Origin of the sequence: Olivibacter jilunii (genome assembly GCF_900607235.1) — a bacterium.
Classification (GTDB): Bacteria; Bacteroidota; Bacteroidia; order Sphingobacteriales; family Sphingobacteriaceae; genus Olivibacter; species Olivibacter oleidegradans.
In genome coordinates, this window is sequence record NZ_LR027855.1 from 14,964 (window position 1) to 36,044 (window position 21,081).

General features: G+C 40.0%; 19 protein-coding genes. 2 read left to right on the forward strand and 17 right to left on the reverse strand.

The annotated features are described in order from the left end of the window. Nucleotides 1-14 precede the first annotated feature (14 nt). Nucleotides 15-1,343, reverse strand: coding sequence for a type IX secretion system plug protein (locus E0E36_RS21470; RefSeq protein ID WP_130857705.1), 1,329 nt, complete (start codon nt 1,341-1,343; stop codon nt 15-17). Between the two features lie 57 nt (nt 1,344-1,400). Beyond that, entirely contained in the window at nt 1,401-3,326 is a 1,926-nt protein-coding gene (locus E0E36_RS21475) for an ABC-F family ATP-binding cassette domain-containing protein (RefSeq protein WP_130857706.1), read from the reverse strand. Nucleotides 3,327-3,407: 81 nt separating this feature from the next. On the opposite strand from E0E36_RS21475, the gene E0E36_RS21480 reads away from it, so the two are divergent. Continuing rightward, complete coding sequence (locus E0E36_RS21480) at nt 3,408-4,442, forward strand: quinone-dependent dihydroorotate dehydrogenase (RefSeq protein WP_130857707.1); 1,035 nt, start codon at nt 3,408-3,410, stop codon at nt 4,440-4,442. 138 nt (nt 4,443-4,580) lie between these two features. On the opposite strand, the gene queG is transcribed toward E0E36_RS21480, so the two are convergent. Both queG and E0E36_RS21490 read right to left on the reverse strand, forming a co-directional pair. Next, nucleotides 4,581-5,516 carry a tRNA epoxyqueuosine(34) reductase QueG gene (queG, locus tag E0E36_RS21485; protein WP_130857708.1) on the reverse strand — a complete coding sequence of 312 codons (936 nt, stop codon included), beginning with the start codon at nt 5,514-5,516 and terminating at the stop codon, nt 4,581-4,583. 54 nt (nt 5,517-5,570) lie between these two features. Continuing rightward, a complete protein-coding gene (locus E0E36_RS21490) occupies nt 5,571-5,903 on the reverse strand; it encodes a TfoX/Sxy family protein (RefSeq protein ID WP_130857709.1) in 333 nt (110 codons plus the stop codon). A 239-nt stretch (nt 5,904-6,142) separates the two neighbouring features. Here E0E36_RS21490 and E0E36_RS21495 point away from each other — a divergent pair, with 239 nt between their 5' ends. Beyond that, a complete protein-coding gene (locus E0E36_RS21495) occupies nt 6,143-6,481 on the forward strand; it encodes a Rieske (2Fe-2S) protein (RefSeq protein ID WP_130857710.1) in 339 nt (112 codons plus the stop codon). Between the two features lies 1 nt (nt 6,482). Here the strand turns inward: E0E36_RS21495 and E0E36_RS21500 are convergent, their stop codons facing one another. From E0E36_RS21500 to yidC, 13 genes are all read right to left on the reverse strand, one after another. After that, nucleotides 6,483-7,169, reverse strand: coding sequence for a sulfite exporter TauE/SafE family protein (locus E0E36_RS21500; RefSeq protein ID WP_130857711.1), 687 nt, complete (start codon nt 7,167-7,169; stop codon nt 6,483-6,485). Nucleotides 7,170-7,186: 17 nt separating this feature from the next. After that, nucleotides 7,187-7,612 (reverse strand): FixH family protein, encoded by a 426-nt coding sequence (locus tag E0E36_RS21505; RefSeq protein ID WP_130857712.1) that lies wholly within the window; start codon nt 7,610-7,612, stop codon nt 7,187-7,189. A gap of 22 nt (nt 7,613-7,634) precedes the next feature. Continuing rightward, the gene (ccoG, locus tag E0E36_RS21510) at nt 7,635-9,020 is read right to left on the reverse strand and encodes a cytochrome c oxidase accessory protein CcoG (protein ID WP_130857713.1); all 1,386 of its coding nucleotides are present in this window, start codon (nt 9,018-9,020) and stop codon (nt 7,635-7,637) included. Nucleotides 9,021-9,047: 27 nt separating this feature from the next. Continuing rightward, nucleotides 9,048-9,902, reverse strand: a complete 855-nt coding sequence (locus E0E36_RS21515; RefSeq protein WP_130857714.1) for a cbb3-type cytochrome c oxidase N-terminal domain-containing protein — start codon at nt 9,900-9,902, stop codon at nt 9,048-9,050. 9 nt (nt 9,903-9,911) lie between these two features. After that, nucleotides 9,912-10,097, reverse strand: a complete 186-nt coding sequence (locus E0E36_RS21520; RefSeq protein WP_013666785.1) for a hypothetical protein — start codon at nt 10,095-10,097, stop codon at nt 9,912-9,914. Between the two features lie 10 nt (nt 10,098-10,107). Then, nucleotides 10,108-12,219: a cytochrome-c oxidase, cbb3-type subunit I gene (ccoN, locus tag E0E36_RS21525; protein WP_130857715.1), complete on the reverse strand. Its 2,112-nt coding sequence runs from the start codon at nt 12,217-12,219 to the stop codon at nt 10,108-10,110. An 83-nt stretch (nt 12,220-12,302) separates the two neighbouring features. Continuing rightward, the gene (gene ccoS, locus E0E36_RS21530; protein ID WP_013666783.1) at nt 12,303-12,500 is read right to left on the reverse strand and encodes a cbb3-type cytochrome oxidase assembly protein CcoS; all 198 of its coding nucleotides are present in this window, start codon (nt 12,498-12,500) and stop codon (nt 12,303-12,305) included. After that, entirely contained in the window at nt 12,500-14,896 is a 2,397-nt protein-coding gene (locus E0E36_RS21535) for a heavy metal translocating P-type ATPase (protein WP_130857716.1), read from the reverse strand. Before E0E36_RS21535 ends, ccoS begins: the two co-directional genes overlap by 1 nt. A 3-nt stretch (nt 14,897-14,899) precedes the next feature. Further along, nucleotides 14,900-16,249, reverse strand: a complete 1,350-nt coding sequence (hemN, locus tag E0E36_RS21540) for an oxygen-independent coproporphyrinogen III oxidase (protein ID WP_130857717.1) — start codon at nt 16,247-16,249, stop codon at nt 14,900-14,902. A gap of 9 nt (nt 16,250-16,258) precedes the next feature. Continuing rightward, nucleotides 16,259-16,690 (reverse strand): Rossmann-fold NAD(P)-binding domain-containing protein, encoded by a 432-nt coding sequence (locus E0E36_RS21545; RefSeq protein WP_130857718.1) that lies wholly within the window; start codon nt 16,688-16,690, stop codon nt 16,259-16,261. Between the two features lie 138 nt (nt 16,691-16,828). Continuing rightward, entirely contained in the window at nt 16,829-17,872 is a 1,044-nt protein-coding gene (locus E0E36_RS21550) for a response regulator (protein ID WP_130857719.1), read from the reverse strand. Between the two features lie 48 nt (nt 17,873-17,920). Beyond that, nucleotides 17,921-19,108 carry a PAS domain-containing sensor histidine kinase gene (locus E0E36_RS21555; protein WP_130857720.1) on the reverse strand — a complete coding sequence of 396 codons (1,188 nt, stop codon included), beginning with the start codon at nt 19,106-19,108 and terminating at the stop codon, nt 17,921-17,923. Between the two features lie 92 nt (nt 19,109-19,200). Next, a complete protein-coding gene (gene yidC / locus E0E36_RS21560; protein ID WP_130857721.1) occupies nt 19,201-21,030 on the reverse strand; it encodes a membrane protein insertase YidC in 1,830 nt (609 codons plus the stop codon). Nucleotides 21,031-21,081: the final 51 nt, after the last annotated feature.

The window sequence follows — 21,081 nt, forward strand, 5'->3', positions numbered from 1 at the left end:
AACCCAACAAGATATTAATCGCGAATCGGCCCCTTACTGGATGTATTTACGGTACCAAATCCGATTAATTCTTCCCAGCGTGTAGCCGGCTTCCGATAATACACAAATACATCGTAGGTATTGCCTGTTTCAAAATGATGTCCATCATACCTATTTAACTGTTCTTTACCATTTATCTTGCTGATATAAGTGTAATGATAAAGCCCTTGTTTAAGAAGCAGCTCTCCTTGCCATTGCTTTTGATCCGGATCATATTTCATTTCGTTAGTCCCATCTGTCGCAAAGTTGTTAAATAATCCGGCAATGTAGATCTTTTCGTTCGCAGCAGGAGGCGATGACGTTTTTAAGGTGAAAGTCACAGCTGCATAATCGCCTTCAAAGTCACTATTCTCAAAATCGCTATTACGCAAAAAAAACTTTCCATCCTCGTCGTAAGAGAAGCTATAAGATTCTTGAGACAGGTCATGATCCAACATAACGGACATTCGCCGTATGCTATCTTTGCTGCTTGCACTGATCTGACCGGATAATAGACGGAAACTTCTTAAATCTAAATTTCTGAACTCATTTCCTCCATCAAAGTCTAAGGTCGCATTATTATTATAGATAAGTTGTCCGTCCCTTACAAACATTGGCTTCGTCAGTACTTCTTGCACATCATCCCTACGATTTTGCTTTACAACCAGTTTGATATCCTGATAAGGGTTATTAAGTTGGATGTTACCCAGATTGATCTCAAGGTTTAGTTTTTGGTTTTCCTTCCTTTTTATCACATTAAAAGAGGGAAGTGTCTTAATACCCACACTTACATCTTGTCTTAAAACGTAAAACCTTCTGGTTAAAATCAATCTTGCTTTATCCGCATCCTCATAAACCTTTAGGAGATAGTTGCCGGGCAGCTTCGGCATCATACTGCCTTCATTAGGAAATCGAAGTTCGTAATGCGTATATGCCTGGAGCGTATTAACGGAACTTTTATAATCATACAAGCGATCTTCCGTAAGGCCATCGATATACTCAATAGTGGAAAGATTGCTACTACGCCAGTCAGAGGTGCAGTGTTCGATTGTGTAATAATAAGTACGATTATCTGCTCGCAAATCATCAAAGGAAAGAAAAAACTGATCTCCTCCACCCAATGTCATCAGGGGAAGCGATTGTTCTTCCTTCGCGTGATAAAATTGAACTGATTTTATCACGGGTAAATAGTTTACATCTTCGTATCGAAGGTCTTGCTCCGGAGAGCGTTCCATTCGAACCCGTTTTTTCTCTTTTTTCTGCGCAGACACCTGTGTTGCATTGAATACAACAAGCATAAAGAAGAGGCCTAAAGAAAATCTCATGTATCAATTGGTATTAGTGCCGCCTAATTTACAAGAATTTCGATACAATAGTCCGATTTAAGTCCCTTCTAGTGTCAAAATTTCATCGGCCAGCGTTTCCCATCTCTGCTGAAATTGAGAGAGCTCCGCTTTCTTGCTGTCATAGCGTAAATTAATTTCTTTTAATTGTTGCGGGTTATTGTACAAAGCCTGATCGGTTAATTGCTCTTCAATAGCTGTAACCTCCTTTTCCAATTCCCCCACTTTTTCTTCTAAAACACTCAATTCTTTATTCAGCTTCTGCAATTGTTTGTGCTTATCCGGCGTTTCTGCATGATAAGTATTAATTTTTTTATTTTCCTCTTTCTTAGGAGTTGTATTTACCAGCGGCTTTTCTTTTACTATCGGTCTTTTCCACTGCCACTCTTCATACTCCTTATAGGTTCCGGGATATTCTTTTATTTCCTGATTTTCAATGTACCAGATCTTGTTAGCTACACTATCTAAAAAGAAGCGATCGTGCGAAACGGTGATCAATGTACCCTCGTATTGTTGAAGTGCTTGGATGAGGATATTAACCGATTGGATATCCAAATGGTTGGTAGGCTCATCAAGAATCAGAAAATTTGCATCCGCTGTCAATGCCTTTGCTAACGCCACACGCGACTTTTCACCGCCGGAAAGTACTTTAATTTTTTTAAAGGCGTCATCACCTGTAAATAGAAAGCATCCCAAAATGGAGCGTAACTCTGTTTCCGTGTGTTTTGGGGCAAATGCCTGTAACTCCTGCAAGATCTCATTTTCCAAATGTAGCGCTTCCAACTGATGCTGAGCGAAAAAGGTGGTCGTTACATTATGACCGGTTTCACTCTTTCCTTCAAAATCTTTATCTGCATTAGCAATAATACGTAATAGGGTGGACTTCCCCTTTCCATTTGCACCGATTAAGGCAATCTTATCGCCCTTCTCAATCACTGCATGTGCGTTCTTCAAAATAGGCACACCGGGATAAGCTTTTGTAATATGCTCCAGTCGGACTACATGACGGCCGGATTGTTTGCTAAATTTGAAGCTAAAATTGACGGTGGGGTTGTCGTCATCCACATCGTCCACACGTTCCATCCGTTCAAGCGCTTTTATACGTGACTGTGCCATTTTTGCCTTGCTCGCTTTAGCCCGGAAACGTTCTATCAACCGTTCTTCTTGTTTAATTTTAGCTTGCTGATTTTTAAATTGGCCAGCCTGAATCTCGTTACGCAAAGCCTTCTCTTCTAGGTAAAAACTATAGTTTCCTGCATATAGCGTAAGCTTTCCTTTTCTAGATTCTACTGTTTTATTAATAACGCGGTCCAAAAAATAACGGTCGTGCGAAACAATGACAATGGCCCCTTCAAATGCCTGCAAATAAGCTTCCAACCATTTAATGGAAGGTAAATCCAAGTGGTTGGTCGGTTCATCCAGCAACAAGATATCAGGTGCCTGTAATAAAATACGAGCCAGCATAACACGCATTCGCCATCCACCTGAAAATTCCGAGAGCTTTCGGCTCTGTTGCTCATCATCAAATCCCAGGCCCGCTAAAATCTCGTGGGCCCGGTATTCAATATTATATCCATCCAATGCTTCAAATTCAATTTGCTTATCGCTAAGCTTATGAATTAATTCCTCGCTATAATCCGTCTCCATCTTTTTCAGCAAGGTTTCTATCTCAGCATGCAGCTGGTTCTGTCTTTCAAATGCTTCCATGGCTACATGGAGAATACTCTTTTCCGATTCGTAAGAAAGCAAATCCTGATTAAGGTAACCGATCTTCAAGTCCTTTGCCATCGAGATGGTTCCGGACGTTGGCGTATATTCGCCTACTATGATGCGCAGCAGCGTTGTTTTTCCTGTTCCATTAGCGCCAATAAGGCCTACTTTATCACCTGGTTTTATATGCCAATTTGCATCGTCATACAATGCTCGGGCTCCTATTTCGAAAGTTAAATTATTAATAGCTATCATTGCGGGTGCAAAAGTACGATTTTTTTACGTTGCCTCAGTCAGTCAATTGTTTCATTGCCTAATTTTCATCATCTTTGCGCCATGTATAAACTAGTTAAACCGCTATTTTTCTTAATGAATCCTGAGTCGGCCCATCATAATGTTACGGGAGGCTTAAAAGCAGCTAATAAAATTTGGGGAGGCAGTAAACTGATCAGAGCCGCTTTTAATTATGAAGACGCTCGTCTACAGAAAACAGTTTTTGGTTTAACTTTTAAAAATCCGATCGGTTTAGCCGCAGGCTTTGACAAAAACGCTGAATATGTGGATGAACTTGTGGATCTAGGCTTCGGCTTTATTGAGATTGGGACGGTTACTCCAAAACCTCAATCCGGTAACGACAAACCGCGCATGTTCCGACTAACGGCAGACGAAGCTTTGATCAACCGAATGGGTTTCAATAATCAAGGCGTCGACGTTGCTGCAACGAGACTAAAGTTTTTGAAAAAAAGGAGCGAAGTCATTATCGGTGGAAACATAGGAAAAAACAAACTAACTCCTAATGAAGAAGCGGTAAATGATTATATTTTGTGTTTTGATGCACTTTTTGATGTGGTCGACTACTTTGTCGTAAACGTCAGCTCGCCTAATACCCCTGGGTTACGGGATCTACAGGAAAAGGCACCGTTAATGCATATCTTAAACACTTTACAGCAACGTAATCTTAAAAATGGCATATCTCGGCCGATTCTTTTAAAAATAGCTCCTGATTTAACAAACAGCCAGCTGGATGATATTATAGAAATTGTTACCACTACAGGAATTGCAGGCGTTATTGCTACGAATACAACCATTGACAGAGAGGGGCTCCGCTCGCCGATCAACTTAACTAGGGAAACAGGTGGGCTAAGCGGAAAGCCTTTAACCAAGCGTTCTACGGAAGTAATACGCTATCTGTCGGAAAAATCAAACAAAGCGTTTCCCATTATCGGAGTAGGGGGTATACACAGTGCAGAAGATGCGCTGGAAAAACTGGAAGCCGGTGCTTCTTTGGTACAGCTGTATACCGGATTTATTTACGAAGGTCCGGGGTTGATTAAGCGAATCTGTAAAAAGTTGAGTAGTCAAATAGGATAATAGGTAAGTAGGTAAGTAGGTAAGTAGTCGAAGCGAAAACACTCAACGACTTAACAACTCAACCGGTGCGCCAAGAGCAGTAGTCAAATAGGAAAATAGGTAAGTAGTCGAAGTGAAACCACTCAACGACTCAACGACTTAACTTTTCCCCAGGAAACGGATATTCCTCGTCAACCCCGAAAATTTTGCCCGCTTGACGGCAGACTTTTTAAAAACGCGTTGAAAAGTTTCCTCAGTAATTTCTTCCCAATCCTTCTTCGTCATCTCCAATAAGTCTGGATGTGGTTTAAAGGACTCTTCCGTATGAGGTTCAGCAAAACGATTCCAAGGACAAACATCTTGGCATACATCGCATCCAAACATCCAGTTGTCCATTTTACCTACAAACTGATCAGGAATCTCGTTCTTAAGTTCAATGGTCAGGTAGGAGATGCACTTACTTCCATCTACAATTTGCGGCGCAACAATAGCCTCCGTGGGGCACGCATCGATGCATCGCGTACAAGTTCCGCAATAGTCTTTTGTGGGAGCAAGATCGTAATCCAACTCAATATCAACTATCAGTTCACATAAAAAGAAGAAAGATCCTTTTTTTCTATTAATTAAGTTACTGTTTTTGCCAATCCAACCTAAACCCGAACGTTTAGCCCAAGCACGGTCCAGCACCGGAGCCGAATCCACAAATGCCCGTCCTCCTACTTCCCCAATCTCGTCCTGCATAAAGTGCAGTAACGACTTAAGTTTATTTTTAATTACCGTATGATAATCGACGCCATAAGCATATCTGGATATCTTTGGAGAATCTTTATCTATCTGTATATCAGAAGTAAAATAATTAAAACCTAACGATATAATAGACTTAGCACCTTCCACAAGGAGACGAGGATCCAATCGCTTATCAAAATGGTTTTCCATATAGTACATTTCGCCATGCATTTCCTCCTTTAGCCATTTTTCCAAACGCGGTGCCTCTTCCTCCAAAAAATCAGCTTTGGCAATGCCACAGAAAGCAAAACCTAAGCGCTTTGCTTCATCCTTGATTAATTTCGAGTACTTTTCTGCAGCAATTAACATAGTGCAAACTTAGTTAAATCGGGTATTAAATACAATGTAGCAATTACTGCTTGCTTATTGTTGTCGACTCAGCGCTTCGTTATGCTTCAATGATAAGGAGATCCAATGATCAAAAGCAGCTCGATCTTTAAATGCCTCTTCATAGACGAAAACGTAACCTTTCACCAAACGCTTTCCGTGTACCATAGGTTCACAGCCAGGTATTTCTAAGCACTCCTCATAAACAGCTGGTCCGATGCGACACATCAATCGATTGTCTCTCGCGCAGATACACATTTTATCGTTTACTAAAAAACAAATGCCCCCAAACATCGTTTTTTCCTTAATTGTTGGGATATCCATTAAAGCTTCCCTTAGTCTGTTTAATAATTTTTCATTAACTTTCATTGAAATATTACTTTTGATGGCAACAAAACTGATTTTTATCCGACAATACTGAAAATGGACAAGAGATAATATGGATTCGTACTTCTAATATAAAAAATTAAACACAAAATTTAATAACTAATAGCCAATAACTAACAACTAATAACTAACAACTAATAATTAACAACTAATAACTAACAACTAATAACTAACAACTAACAACTAATAACTAATAACTAACAACCAACAACGAATAATCCATGCTTTATTGGCACAAGATAGGTCCGGATTTGCTCCCTGCCGTAAACACAATTAGAAAAGTTAGGATTGGAGGAAAAACGATATGTTTGATCGACTACGAACAGGAACTTTTTGCTACAAGCTACAAATGCCCACATGCCGGTGCAGATCTAAGCGCAGGCTGGTGTGAAAATAAACAGATCATCTGTCCGTATCACCGGCATGCTTTTGATCTATCTAATGGACATGGAGCAGCCGGGCAGGGTAATTATATTAACGTATATGCCTTGGAAAAACGGGGAGAAGACTGGTATGTAGGTATTAAACGGAATTTTTTTCAACGTATATTTCGCGGGTAATTTAATGACACAGCGTTGTTCCTGACTTTGGATAGAGTAGTGGGCTCAAGTAGGCTATATCTAAGTTTGCCCCCCTAAGAATAAACCAGACACCCATTATAAGAAACAAGAATGGAATCAATCCGATAAAATTCAAACGAATTCGTTTTCGAAAATAATGACCGCAAACAAGAGCGATGAGTAGGAGGGGAACTGTTCCTAAACCAAAGAATGCCATAAAAATAAACCCATTAACAGGAGACCCCGTGTTCAAAGCTGCTGCCAAAGCAAGATAAACCATTCCACAAGGAAGCAAGCCATTCAACAGACCTACAACAAAATGTCCCCCGGGACGTTGGATCCAATAGCCCATTTTATTGAACAACGGTTGCCAAAAAGTGCCTCCATATGAAAATGAGCCTTTTCCATACCGCTGTAAAAAATAATACAGGGCAAATAAGAGCAAGATAATGCCGGTAACAAGACTCATATATTGTTGCCAGCCCCGTATTAAAGTGCCAGCTCCAAGTAATCCCAATACAAAGCCCAAAAGACCATAAGTGAGAATCCTTCCTAACTGATATAACAGATGTATACCTACTTGCTTTGCCCACGATACGTTCATTGCCGGTAAAGCGAACATAAGAGGTCCGCACATGCCTACACAATGAACACTTGAAATTACTCCAATAAAGAAAGCAAGAATCATACTTTAATATTTAAAGTTTAGTTCAAATATAATTGCTCTTCCTGGAGGTAAGACCGCTGCTGACTTTCCCAATCGAGCTTAATATGCCATACCCCTTTTTTCAGGTTTTTAATTGGGAGACGGTAGACCGACTTTGATGTAATAAAATGAATACGTTGGTCTAAAGATCTGTTGGATGACCTTATAAAATCGACCATTCCCTTATTATTTTCTTCTGCAAAAGAAAGCACCAAACTATCTCTCACGACGTTCAAGGTAACTTTTCGTTGATACCGAACAAGATTTTCCTTCTTTTTATAGACACGCTCATAGTCCAACCCCTTCTCATAATAGTCTGTCTCTTCAAGCGTGTCTGTGTCTTGGTTGACCATATAGATTCCAACAGCAACGATGGATGACATGGCGATGGCCATTCCTATAACGATTCTCATTCCCCAATTCATACCCTAATTATTAATACAATCTTTATTTACGTGAGGCTGCGGGCGGTGCGACAAAATTGGTCCTCATTTTTTTCAGGATTTTCCCTTCAGAACTAATATTTACTACGACATCGGTTTTATATACGTTGATAGATTTTTTAGGTCTTATCAAGAATAGGGAAAACCGTACCGTTTCACCTGGTACCAATACCTTTTTAGCTTGAAGCACTTGAACTGAAAAATGCTTATCAACGCAGCTAAGATCAAAAGGGATATCCTTGGACGATTTATTTGTAAGCTCCATATTATACAGATTGGTAACAGTACCATCATCTCTGAAAATATAACTTGTACCGCTTGCCCGTAGCAAGGTTCCGTCTACTACATTTCTAGTGATCAGCAAGCTCAAAAATACACCGATAAGTACAACCAGAACCGCACTATAAGCAACCGCACGTTTATTTTTCTTTTGCGCCGATCCAAATTCAATCTCATTCTGTGAATAAAAACCGATTAGATTTTTTGGACGATGAATTTTTTCCATAACTCCATTGCACACATCAATGCATGCGGTGCAATTAACGCACTCCATCTGAATCCCGTTTCTGATATCTATTCCGGTAGGACATACGTGCACACATAAGTGACAATCCACACAATCACCACGCAAGTCGGCTTCTTGCCCTTTTCGAATAGGCCCTCTTGGTTCCCCACGTTTATAGTTATAGACAACGGAAATGCTCTGCTCATCCAGAAGTACCCCCTGCAATCGTCCATAAGGACAAATCGTTGTGCATACAATTTCGCGAACAAAGCTGAATACCGCGTAAAATACGAGCGTAAACAGCATAATGAAAATAAAACCGACGAGATGATTCTGTACGGGTTCGGTTATGATAGAAAAAAGCATATCAATACCGATAATGTAGCTCAAAAGTAAATTAGCAATCACGAAGGAAATAAGAAAAAACATGGTATGTTTACTTATTTTTTTCATCAATTTCTCTTTGGTCCAATCCCCTTCATTTAAGCGCCGCTGCTCGTTGGCATCACCTTCTATCCAATATTCAACGCGCCTGAAAACCAATTCCATAAAAATAGTCTGTGGACAGGCCCAGCCACACCAAACCCTCCCATATACAACCGTAAAAAGCACAATGCAGACCATGGCTATCAGCATGCCAAATACAAAAATGTGTAAATCCTGTGGATAAAATACCGCTCCGAAAACACAAAACTTGCGCTCAATTATATTGAACATTAAAAAAGGTTCACCCTCAATTTTGAGAAAGGGAGCTAGTAACAACAGCGTTAACAGGAAATATCCGACATATTGTCGATAGCTGAAAAGTCTACCGGTAACCTTTTTTGCATAAATCCAGCGCCTCTTATTCTTTTGTGTATTGGTTGCTAAGGCCATTTGTTTCATCTGTTCTTTTGTTCATTAGCATATCGCTCAATTCGCGCTTTGATGCTGTTCATTAAGATTTCCTTGGGGAGCCTTTGCGTTTGGCGGATTGGTACCCTGAAGTGATAAAATATAATTGGCTACTTGTGCTATTTTAGAAGGTGATAACTGCTGCTCCCAAGCGATCATGCCTTTATCGGGCACGCCGCGTTTTATGGTCTTAAATACGTCTTTTATACTAGCCCCATGAAGCCAATAATTGTCCGTGAGATTCGGACCGATTCCCCCTTCTCCAACGGCACCATGACAAGCAATACAGTTTTGATCGAAGATCGCCTTTCCTTCGGCAATTACCTCCGGACTTTTGTCTACTTCAACGGAATTTTCATCCACATTGTCTACTTGGCTCGCTAAATAGGCTTTACGCTCTTGTTCGGCCACGCGCATTTCCTTCTTATATTCATCGTTCTGATTCATCCCCCAACCAAAAACGTGATAAACGGATAAATAAACGACACCAAATACCATGGTAGCGTAAAAAAGCCCCATAAACCAGGCGGGTGTTGGATTATCCAATTCCCTGATATCATCATAAGCATGGTCAATTACTAAGTCTTCTTCCTCCGAAAGCGGACGTAATCCCATTACATTATTCCACCATTGTTTTAAGTGCGCACGCTTTTCCTTTTGTTTAGCCTTGGTAGCCGCTTTCGCAGCAGCCTCAATTTCAGGCATCATCACATGAACAATCGTCTTAAACGCCTTATTTAGTACGATCGCCGCAATTAGCACCGTCAACACCACGATTAACAGGCTTATCAGTAAAACATCCTGATGGATATTTCCGCTTCCCCAGCCCCTTTCGGACGTCGCATTATTTATCTGTAATAATAAGTTATTCATACCTGATCGTTAATCTAAAACCTGTTCGTTTTCCATTTTTTCATTTTCCAGTGGAAGTTGGCTCATGTAATCGCTGTATGGCTTTCTCATGCGAAACAGCCATATGGCCACAAAAACAAAAAACACAAAGAAGATCCATAACGAGAGGATAAGATACCACTCATCTCCTCCTAAATCTATTATTTGCTTAAACATATTTAAATATTTATTTTTCAGTTACTTTTATATCCGTACCTAACCGTTGTAAGTAAGCTATTATGGCAATAATTTCTCGGTCATTTAGCACGTCTACCTCACTTTGTTTCAAATCGTCTACAATAGATTTCGCTTGCTGTAGCAGGTCTTTATTTGCGTAATTTTCATACTCCTTCGGGTAGGGAACGCCCAATTTACGCATGGCTGTAATTTTTGCAGCGGTACTCGCCGTATCTATTTTTTGATTGATCAACCAGGGATAAGGAGGCATAATACTCCCTGGTGAGGTGAGGGTAGGATCTAGCAAATGGTCATAGTGCCATTTATTTGGGTATTTTTTACCAACACGATGCAAATCGGGCCCTGTGCGTTTTGATCCCCAAAGAAAGGGGTGGTCATAGACAAATTCGCCCGCCTTACTGTACTCTCCGTATCGAACGGTTTCTGAGCGAAAGGGACGAACGGTCTGTGAGTGACAATTAACACAACCTTCTCGGATATAAATATCCCGACCTTGCAGTTCTAAAGGCGTGTAGGGCTTCACGCTACTGATGGTAGGAACATTCGATGAAATCATGAAAGTTGGCATCATTTCAACCATACCACCGATCAGTATAACAATAAGGGCAATGACCATAAAAAGTGCCGGTTTACGTTCCAGTCTTCTATGAATTGATTTCTCATTCGTATGGACGGGAGGAAGCGCCATCGCTTCTGCCGGTTCATTGGCAATTAATTTCCCCTTCTGCATGGTACGAATAAGGTTATAGGTCATTAGTAAAGCACCGCTAAGGTATAAAGCACCACCTATTGCCCGCAACATATGCATAGGAAGGATCTGTAGAGTCGTCGACAGAAAAGTGGGATATTTCAACACACCCTCTGGCGTAAATTCCTTCCACATAAGCCCTTGAACGACCGCGGCCCAGTACATTGGTATGGCATAAAAGAGAATACCGAGGGTACCAACCCAAAAATGCACACTAGCCATTTTTTTAGAGTGTAAAGTCGTGCCATATATCTTCGGAATAGCCCAATATAAAATGGCAAAGGTCATGAAACCATTCCAACCCAATGCACCTACGTGCACATGTGCTACAATCCAATCGGTAAAGTGCGCAATTGCATTTACCTGTTTTAAAGAGAGCATCGGTCCTTCAAAAGTTGCCATGCCATAAGCAGTTAGCGCAACCACCATAAATTTTAGAGTAGGTTCCGTACGTACCTTATCCCAAGCACCTCTCAAGGTCAATAAACCATTAATCATACCGCCCCAGCTTGGAGCGATCAGCATGATTGAAAACACAACACCTAACGATTGGGCCCAACTTGGCAAAGAGGTATACAGCAAATGGTGTGGCCCGGCCCATATATAGATAAATATGAGCGACCAAAAGTGGAGTATGCTTAGTTTATACGAGTAAACCGGTCTGTTCGCCATTTTTGGAAGAAAATAGTACATCATACCTAAATAGGGTGTTGTCAGAAAAAAAGCCACGGCGTTATGGCCATACCACCATTGTACCAGTGCATCTTGTACTCCTGCATATAAATAATAACTTTTCCAAGCAGCAATCGGTAATTCAACGGAGTTTACGATATGAAGCACTGCAATCGTTACGAAGGTTGCTATATAAAACCAGATGGCAACATACATATGACGCTCGCGTCTTTTGATAATCGTTCCGAACATATTGATGCCAAATACGACCCAGATAAGCGTTATCGCAATGTCAATTGGCCATTCAAGCTCAGCATATTCGTGTGAAGTGGTGAAACCGAGCGGTAAAGTGATCGCGGCTGCGAGAATAATCAATTGCCAGCCCCAAAAGTGAATACGGCTCAATAAATCGCTATACATACGGGCCTTGAGAAGGCGCTGTAGGGAGTAGTAGACGCCCATGAAAATTCCGTTACCGACAAAGGCGAAAATAACGGCATTGGTATGTAGAGGTCGTATTCTTCCGAAGGTTGTAAAGGGTGTATTAAAATTCATGAAAGGCCAGACTAATTGTACTGCTACGAGAAGTCCGACAGACATGCCTACAATTCCCCAGAAAATAGTGGCTATACCAAAATTTCTTACAATTTTGTTATCGTAATTGAATGTTTCAAGCTGCATAGTTTAGTATTTTTACGGAGGTAAAAGTACGATGGTCCAAATAGCCGACGAGTGATATTGATCGGACTAAAAGGTGATTGTTATCACTTATTTAATTCGCTCTCATCTACCCCTTTTTCGTTTTCTTGCCCATCGAAAATAACATCATCTTCGAAAAGAATACGTATGGCCGGGGTGTAGGTATCATCGTGTTGTCCATTCTTATTCGCCCAAAAAAAAGCGCCTAAAAAGAATAACGCGATGAACACACTACAAGCTATCAAAAAGAATATTGCGCTCATTACAAAGTATATTTACGAGCATAAAGCCTGGTTGTCAAACTGGTGAAACTAATAATGGTGATGGTGCTTAAAGGCATTAAAATCGCAGCTAACAAGGGCGATAGATTGCCTTGTGTCGCGAAATACATACCCACTATATTGTATAGAAGGGAAATAGCAAAACTACAGTAAATAATATGCATTGCTTTTTTTGAAAATCCGAGAAACCGACAGAACTTACTAAAAGATGTTCCGCTCATAATGGCATCACAAGCCGGTGAAAAATTATTAACATCATCACTCACCGCTAGTCCTAAATCAGCACACTTGAGGGCTCCTGCATCATTTAAACCATCACCGATCATCGCAACTTTTTTTCCATTTTGCTGTAAGCCGCTTATGTAATGCAACTTGTCGGCCGGTAGCTGATTAAAATTCAAATAATCTCGCTGAGGAAAAATAGACGATAAGGCGCTTGAATCTCGATCAACATCCCCTGATAACAAATGTAGTTCGTACGAACTGCTGAGTGCTTTGATAAGCGATTCCAGTCCATCTCGCCATTTTTGCTCCATGGAGAAAACACCTCTTACATGTCCACCAATTCGTACATAGGTGCCAGGCCCTTTATAGAACTGCTCATCGGTACCAACAACAAAAGAATAACTTCCGATTAAAACTTCCTTATTTTTTATGATCGCCCGTATTCCCTTTCCCGGTATTTCAGCATAAGAGCTTATCGGCAACATTTCGCAAGTACCCTGTAATGATTGAACTATTTTACGACTGAGTGGATGGTTGGAATTTCGACATACAGAAAACACCATGGATGCTTCCGTAGCTGGCAAGCTACCTTTGAATGGGAGTTCCTCCTGATGAAGCGTACTGATGGTCCCTGTTTTGTCAAACACCAGCGTGTCGATCCCCGCCATTTTTTCAATAGCCAAGGTATCCTTCATAAATAGACCATTCCGATCAAAAACGCTAAGTACCGCTGATAGCGTAAACGGTGAGCTTAAAGCCAGTGCACAGGGACAACCGATAATGAGAACGGCCGTAAAGGCCGACCATGCTCGCCTGGGTTCGCCTATGTAAAACCAAAAAAATAAGCTTATAAAAGCAATCAATAAGAGAATGGGTGTAAAATAACGACTGATTTTATTGCTGAACGATTGAAAGGAAACTTGCCCTTTCTTATTTTTCTGATCATTCCAAAGGCTTGTTAAATAACTTTGTGACACGGGTTTCACCACCTCCAATTCAATTGCTTGTTCGGTTTGTTTGCCACCTGCATAAATAATTTCGCCAAGTATTTTATCAACAGGGTTTGATTCACCAGTGACAAAACTGAAATCAATACAGGCAGCTCCTTTTAACAAAATCGCATCTGCCGGAATAATTTCATTGTTTCTGATCAAAATACGATCACCAACCTGTAACGCGGACAATGCCACTGTTTTTTCTTCGCCTGCATCAATTTTGGTAACCGCTACCGGAAAGTAAGATCGGTAGTCTCTTTCAAATGAAAGATGATGATACGTCTTTTGTTGTACCCATCGCCCAATCAGTAAAAAGAATAGTAAGCCACAAAGTGTATCGGAAAACCCAGCTCCCGAGCCAGTTAAAATCTCCCACACAGAGCGAAGAAAAAGAACGATTATACCTAAAGTGAGCGGAATATCTAAGTTTAGACGCCCTTGCCGGATACTTTTAATACTAGAAACGAAATAATCTTGCCCGCTATAGAGCATAATGGGCAAGGTAAAAAGCAAATTGACAACACCAAATAGCTGGGCATAGTTTCTCTCAAAAGTCCCTAGTCCAAAATACTCCGGAAAACTGATCATCATTGAATTGCCAAAACAAAAACCCGCAACAGCTATTTTTCTCACCAGTCTATTGCTGTCTTTTTTCTTCCTTTTCGACGATGTGTCTTTCAGGGTAATGATCGGTGCATAACCGATTTCTGTGAGTAGTTCAACTAGTTGCTTTAGTTTTATGATGTCGTGGCAAAATGTAATACGTACCTCTTTCCGTAGAAAATCGGCACGTGTGTTGGTTATACCTCGATGAAGCTTATGAAGTTTTTCCAATAACCATATGCAAGAACTACAATGTATAGTAGGGACATAAAAAGTAACGACGGCTATATGATCATCTTTATAGTCCAACAAGCTATTTGCGATGCTTTCATCTGCCAAATAAAAGTACTGGCTCTTATCTTTACGGACGGAGATGCCTGGATGTGTATTGTACTTGTAATAATGCGTAAGTTTATGCTGGTTTAATACCTGATAAACGCTTTTGCAACCTAAGCAACAGAAATCATGGCCGTCAACCTCATAATTCGCTTTTACAACTACGTCACCACAATGGAAACAATGCTGTTCCTTTTGTATGTCCTTAAGCGGGGTCATATCTTATACAGCTTTACTAAATAATGGTTTATTTGCCGTTTCAGCATGATGATATTCGTCAAAAGCCATACAAATAACGCGTAGGAATGACTTACCAAGATCTGTTACAATCAGTTCTTTTGCTCCAAGTAAAACTAAACCATCTGCAATAAGCGGTTTTAGCCTTTTTAGAACTCCCGGTGAACCTTGTACGTCAGACAAAGGAAGCCTACCTTCACACATTAGGCGAAGTATCTGTTTTTTTACGGAAAGATCGTGCTCCGTTTGTAAATGGCCTTTTTGAAGCGGAAACTGTCCTTTTTCGACCATGCCTCGGTATTCTTCTACTGTTTTTACATTTTGGGCGTAGGCTGTTCCTACATCACTGATCGCCGAAACACCCAGTCCCAATAGGAGGGAAGGCCTGATATCGGTATACCCCATAAAGTTGCGATGAAGTTTACCTACTCTAGCTGCAAGTGCTAAACTATCGGTCGGAAAAGCAAAGTGGTCCATGCCAATATCTATGTAGCCCGCATTTACAATCATCTCCTTTCCAACATAATAGAGTTCCAATTTTGCTTCATCCGATGGCAGATCATCTTCCGTATATAGGCGCTGCCCTGGTTTCATCCATGGAACATGCGCATAACTATAAAAAGCGATTCGATCCGGATGCATAGCGATAGTCATTTGAATGGTGTCTTTAATCCGCAACAAAGATTGCTTTGGTAAGCCATAAATAAGATCAAAATTGATCGATGTATAACCGATTCGTCTTGCTTCTTGCGTAACACGAATAACGTCCGCAGGGCTTTGTTTTCTATTGATTATACGTTGCACTTCGGCGTCAAAATCCTGAATTCCTAAACTTAAACGTCGAAACCCCAGCGCAAACAATGCATCCAGGTGTTCACGTGTTGTATTTGCAGGGTGGGCTTCAAAAGAAAAAGCTGCATGTTCATCAACATGCGCATACTGGATAATTTCTTTGATGAGATAGCTTAAGTTCTCCGGACTAAAAAAAGTTGGGGTTCCACCTCCTAAATGAAGATCTACAATTTTTGGTTTTACGCTCATTTGTGCCAAATACAGTTGCCATTCTTGAAGTACCGAATCGATATAAGGTCTCTCAACGCTATGATTTTTTGTAATCCGTGTATTACAACCACAATAGGTACATAATCGCTCACAGTAGGGTAGATGTATATACAAACTGATTTCACCGGCCACATTAGCGGCAACTCGCATAGCTGATACCCACTGGTCAACTGTCCAATCAGTAGTTACCCAATATGGGACAGTCGGATAACTCGTATAACGCGGTGCAGCTATATTATATTTTTTCGCGCAGTTGATCAATTGCTTTTCCATACTACTTTGCTAGATTTCTTCTGTATTATGTTTATTCGTACTAATGCAGTCATGACAGCAACAGGCACGGCCGACACAGCGGCCAGCCTCCCATAAATCTAAATTGTGAATGGTCTGTTTGGCTGTATTTTCAATCGACTGATCGTTGCTGGGATTATTGGCTACTTTAATACCTAGTTCCGCAGCACTTGCTAAGTCGATATGGGCAGTTGATTTCGATCGGGTGATCACATTCTTTACGCCCATTTGTTTGAGAGAAATAAGTAAGGACTTGTCCAAAACATCTGTTCCGGAAATAATAATAACAGTCTTTCCTGCGCAATAAGGTAGAGTGGAAGCATTCAACGCATTCGAAATAAGCGTTAAATCATGCGTTTTGGCATTTGATCGAACAAGGTGTTCTTTTTCATCGACATTTATACTGTAAGCGGTGGCTTTCATAGTGCTGATTCGTTATCGCTATTTTTATAGCGCCTAAACAAAGCTAAATTGAATCGAGCACGAACACGATGAATCCTGTCATACAAAAAAGTAATATTCATTACTTTTTTGTATGACAGGATAAACACACTTCAATAATTATTGTTTAATGGTACTCAGCTTAGAAATGGAATGAATACGAATTGCATTCCCCTCTTTTGAAAGTAATTTTTCCTCTTTAAAATCCGCTAAGGTCCGGCTAATCGTTTCATTAGCTGTTCCCGCGAGGGCTGCCAGATCATCCCTGGAAATACGGATCACACATTCGTCGGCATTTTGGTCTCCTAAAAATTTTTTCGATACAACCACCAAGGCATCGGCAACCCTTTTTCGTACGGTGTGATAGGCCAACCGTAATAATTGCTCCTCCTTTTCCCGTATGTTTTCAGAAAGTAAACCAATAAATTTCTGAGCAATGGCCGGATTTTGGTATAGCAGCTCAAAAAATACATCCTTATTAATCAAACATAGTTCCGTTTCCTCAATCGTTTGGGTATTATCAGAATATTTTTCGTGTGCCAAAAGTGCCTCATAACCAAAGTAATCCCCCGTTGTAAAGATATTAGTAGATAATTCGCGTCCATCATGATAAAAGAGATAGCTCCTAACTTTTCCGGATTTAACCTTGTAGATATAAAGTGGTTTATCCCCTTCCTCATAAATGCTCTGCTTTTTTTTATAATTTTTTGCCCTTCCTTTAAGATGCAAATCGTTGAGGAGATGATTTTGATCTTCTTCACTTGCTATATGCAAGGGCTTCCTTTTATCAGTAATCTCCTTCTTTCTAAGTCTCGTTTCGATCGCATTAAGCAATTCTACATCATCAAAAGGTTTCGTCAGGTAATCATCGGCCCCCATTTCCATTGCTTTTCGCATATCGGCACGCTCTGCCTTTGCTGTAAGGAAAATAAAGGGAATGCTTGCAGTTTCCTGATGCTTTCCTAACAGGAACAAAACACCGTAACCATCCAGGTTAGGCATCATAATATCGCAAAGTATAATATCAGGTTTATTTTTTAGCGCCAGTTCAACACCTGATCTGCCTTCTGTAGCACTAAACACCCGATACCCGGCCAGTTCCAAAATCTCCACTGTGCTTTCTCTAAAATCATCGTTATCTTCAATGATCAATACGTTTTTCATGAAAACTATTTTTTATCTGCTTACCAAAGACATGAAACCATTAACTAATTAATTTTTAAAGATCAATGTAAAAGTCGTTCCTTTATTAACTTCGCTCTTACACATTACTTCACCTTTCATTAAATGTACGTATCGCTTTACGATATTCAATCCAAGCCCCGTCCCTGGAATATTTCCTGTGTTATTCGCTCTAAAAAAGGGTTCAAACAGGTTTTTTTGTTCATCAAATGGAATTCCTATCCCATTATCTTTGATCGTAATAATACAGGAATCTCCGTTTATTTCGCTATTAAACTCAATAAACGTGTTTTCACCCGAATATTTAATAGCGTTTGAAATGAGATTAAGAATGCTATTCTTAAGAAGATTTGGGTCGATCCGAAATTTGCCAATCTCGCCGGTATGCTGGTAAACAATATGTTGATTCTGCTTTGCCAAAAGCTGCATTTCTTCAATAATATCTTCTGCTAATCTGATTAAATTGACTTCTTCCTCAACAGCAGTGACTTTTCCTGCTTCCAGACGTTCCAAGGATAGAAAATCGTTGAGAATATTCGTAAGCAATTGAACGGACCCTTTAATTTTGTTCGTATGCTTGGTAATATTATCAAAATCATGTTTGTCCAGATACTTTTCAATTAAAGATGCTGAAAGTTGTACGGAGCTAAGGGGAGTTCTAAATTCATGAGAAGCCATAGAAACAAATCGGGATTTCATTTGGTTAAGATCCTTTTCCTTTTCTAAAGATAGGCTAACATCCGCTTTAGCTTCCTCTAACTCACCAATCAGTTTAATAAGATCCTTGGTTCGTTCTGTAACCTTCATCTCTAGTTCCGCGGTATATTCTTTCAATTTCTCTTCAGCCTCTTTTTGCTTAGAAAGATCATGAATAAAACCCGTAAAGATTTTCCGATCTTTATAATTCACTTCACTTACTGCTAAACGAAACGGAAAGGTCGTCCCATCTCGACGTTTTCCTCTTACTTCACGACCTATTCCTATAATATGTTTTACACCGGTCGTCAGGTAATTGTGGATATATGAATCGTGCCGACTGCGGTCGGGTTCGGGCATTAACATCGAGATATTATTACCAATGATTTCGCTGTTATCGGAGTAACCGAATAAGGCCATAGCAGCCGGATTGATTGACTCTACAATCCCTTTGTTGTCAATTGTAATAATACCATCAATCGCATTGCGAATAATCGCCTCAAGTAATTTCCCTGTTTCCATATAAGCACCTTAAGCACCCAATATAAACACTTTTACCGTAACAAAAAAGGCGCGTTGAAACGCGCCTTCCGATTTCTTTCAAGTGCAAAATTTTATTTTTTATTTTTGCCCGCTTGTTGTTGCTGACGCATATACTCTTCCATTCTTTTTTGGAAGGTTGATTTTTTACTTGCCTCAGGTTTCTTTTTATTGGCTTGTATCATCGCGTGTATCTTCTCATCATTAATTGATTGTCTAATGAAGAACTGTATTACAAACGTTAAACAGGTCGATAAGAAGTAGTAATAATTAAGACCCGCAGGATAACTATTCAATACAAAGAAAAATATTAATGGCATAAAATAACCGATATATTTCATTTGTCCTGTTGCTCCGGACACCATATTGTTATACCAGGTGGATAGTAGCGTGGCACAAGTCATCAATATACACATTAAACTAATGTGATTTATATTGATGATCGGGATCATCGGAAAATTAACTATTGAATCGTAGGTTGACAGATCTTTCATCCATAAAAAACTTTCCCCCCTCAGTTCAAAAAGATTAGGAAAGAAAAAGAAGAAGGCGATCATGAAAGGCATTTGTAAAAGCATCGGAATACAGCCTCCCATCGGATTCACACCGGCTTGTTTGTAGAGTTTAAGATATTCCTGCTGTAATAATGTTTGGTTATCTTCACCTACCTTTGCTTTAATCTCATCCATTTCAGGCTTCAGTACCCGCATTTTAGCCATCGAAACATAGGACTTATAGGTAAGCGGAGAAAGTACAATCTTTAATAATACCGTCAACACCAAAATAATGAGACCATAGTTCCAATTAAAGCCTTCCAATAGGTTAAACACTGGTAGCGTAATAAAGCGGTTGATCCATTTCATTGGTCCCCAACCCATATTGATCTGCTTTTCCAAATCGTGTCCTTGATCCTTTAATATGCTGAACTTATTAGGTCCAAAGTAAAAAGACATTGGATACGTATTAACGTCCTGTCTGTTAAAATCAAGGCTCATATTAGCAGCAAACGATTTTACAATTTCGTCACTATTAACAGTGCTTACCTTAAGCGTACCTCCATTAAAGCTATTCTTTGCGATCAAGACATTAGAAAAGTAATGCTGCTTAAAGGATATCCAATCAGTTTTTCCTACATCCTTTGTTTCATCCTTGGTGGTACTTAATTCATTAACATCGCCGTCAAATTCCTTAAAGTAAGCGGTCGAACGATTCCGCTCATCCTTCATATCTTTTTCTTTCTGCGGAAGATCGGCTTGCCAATTCAGTACTAATTTAGTCTCGGTAGGAGCCACCACATCTTGCATACCTTTGGTTACAATGGTAAATCCTAACTGATGGCTGTTACCTTTCAGGCTATAGACATAGTCGATATATTTATTCTCAGCATAAGACAGTCGCATAACCAAAGAAGCCGAATCCGTATTCTCTACCACAATGGGCTCTTTAGCCTGCGGAATAAAATAAAGGTCATTCGTATTAATGTTGACACCGGCCGTTGAAAACTGTAAACCAAAGCGATTTTTGTCACCTCCAAATAATACCAAAGGTTTTCCAAGGTAATCTTTTTCTCCTTTTACTTCAACAGATTTAACGCGGCCACCCTTTGTACTGATTGTTGCTTTGATAAATTCATTTTCAAGTGAAATAAGTTCTTCGTTTCCTACTTTCGCGCCACCAAAAGGACCCGACATTTGCGTCGAATCTACTGTAGAGGCCTCTAAACCTTGTTGTGCTGCAAAAAGACTATCCGTCGTTTTTTTTGTTTCAGGACTTTTGGCCTGCGCTATGGAATCCTGTAGCTGTTGTTCCTTTTTAATCTCCTCTTCCGAGGGTTTCATAAAAAATACCGAACCTGCCAAGATGATCATAATCAGGAACAGGCCAGTAAAGGTATTTCTATCCATCTTTTAATATTACTGAATCAGTCTAAAATATATTTATTGAAATTGACTATA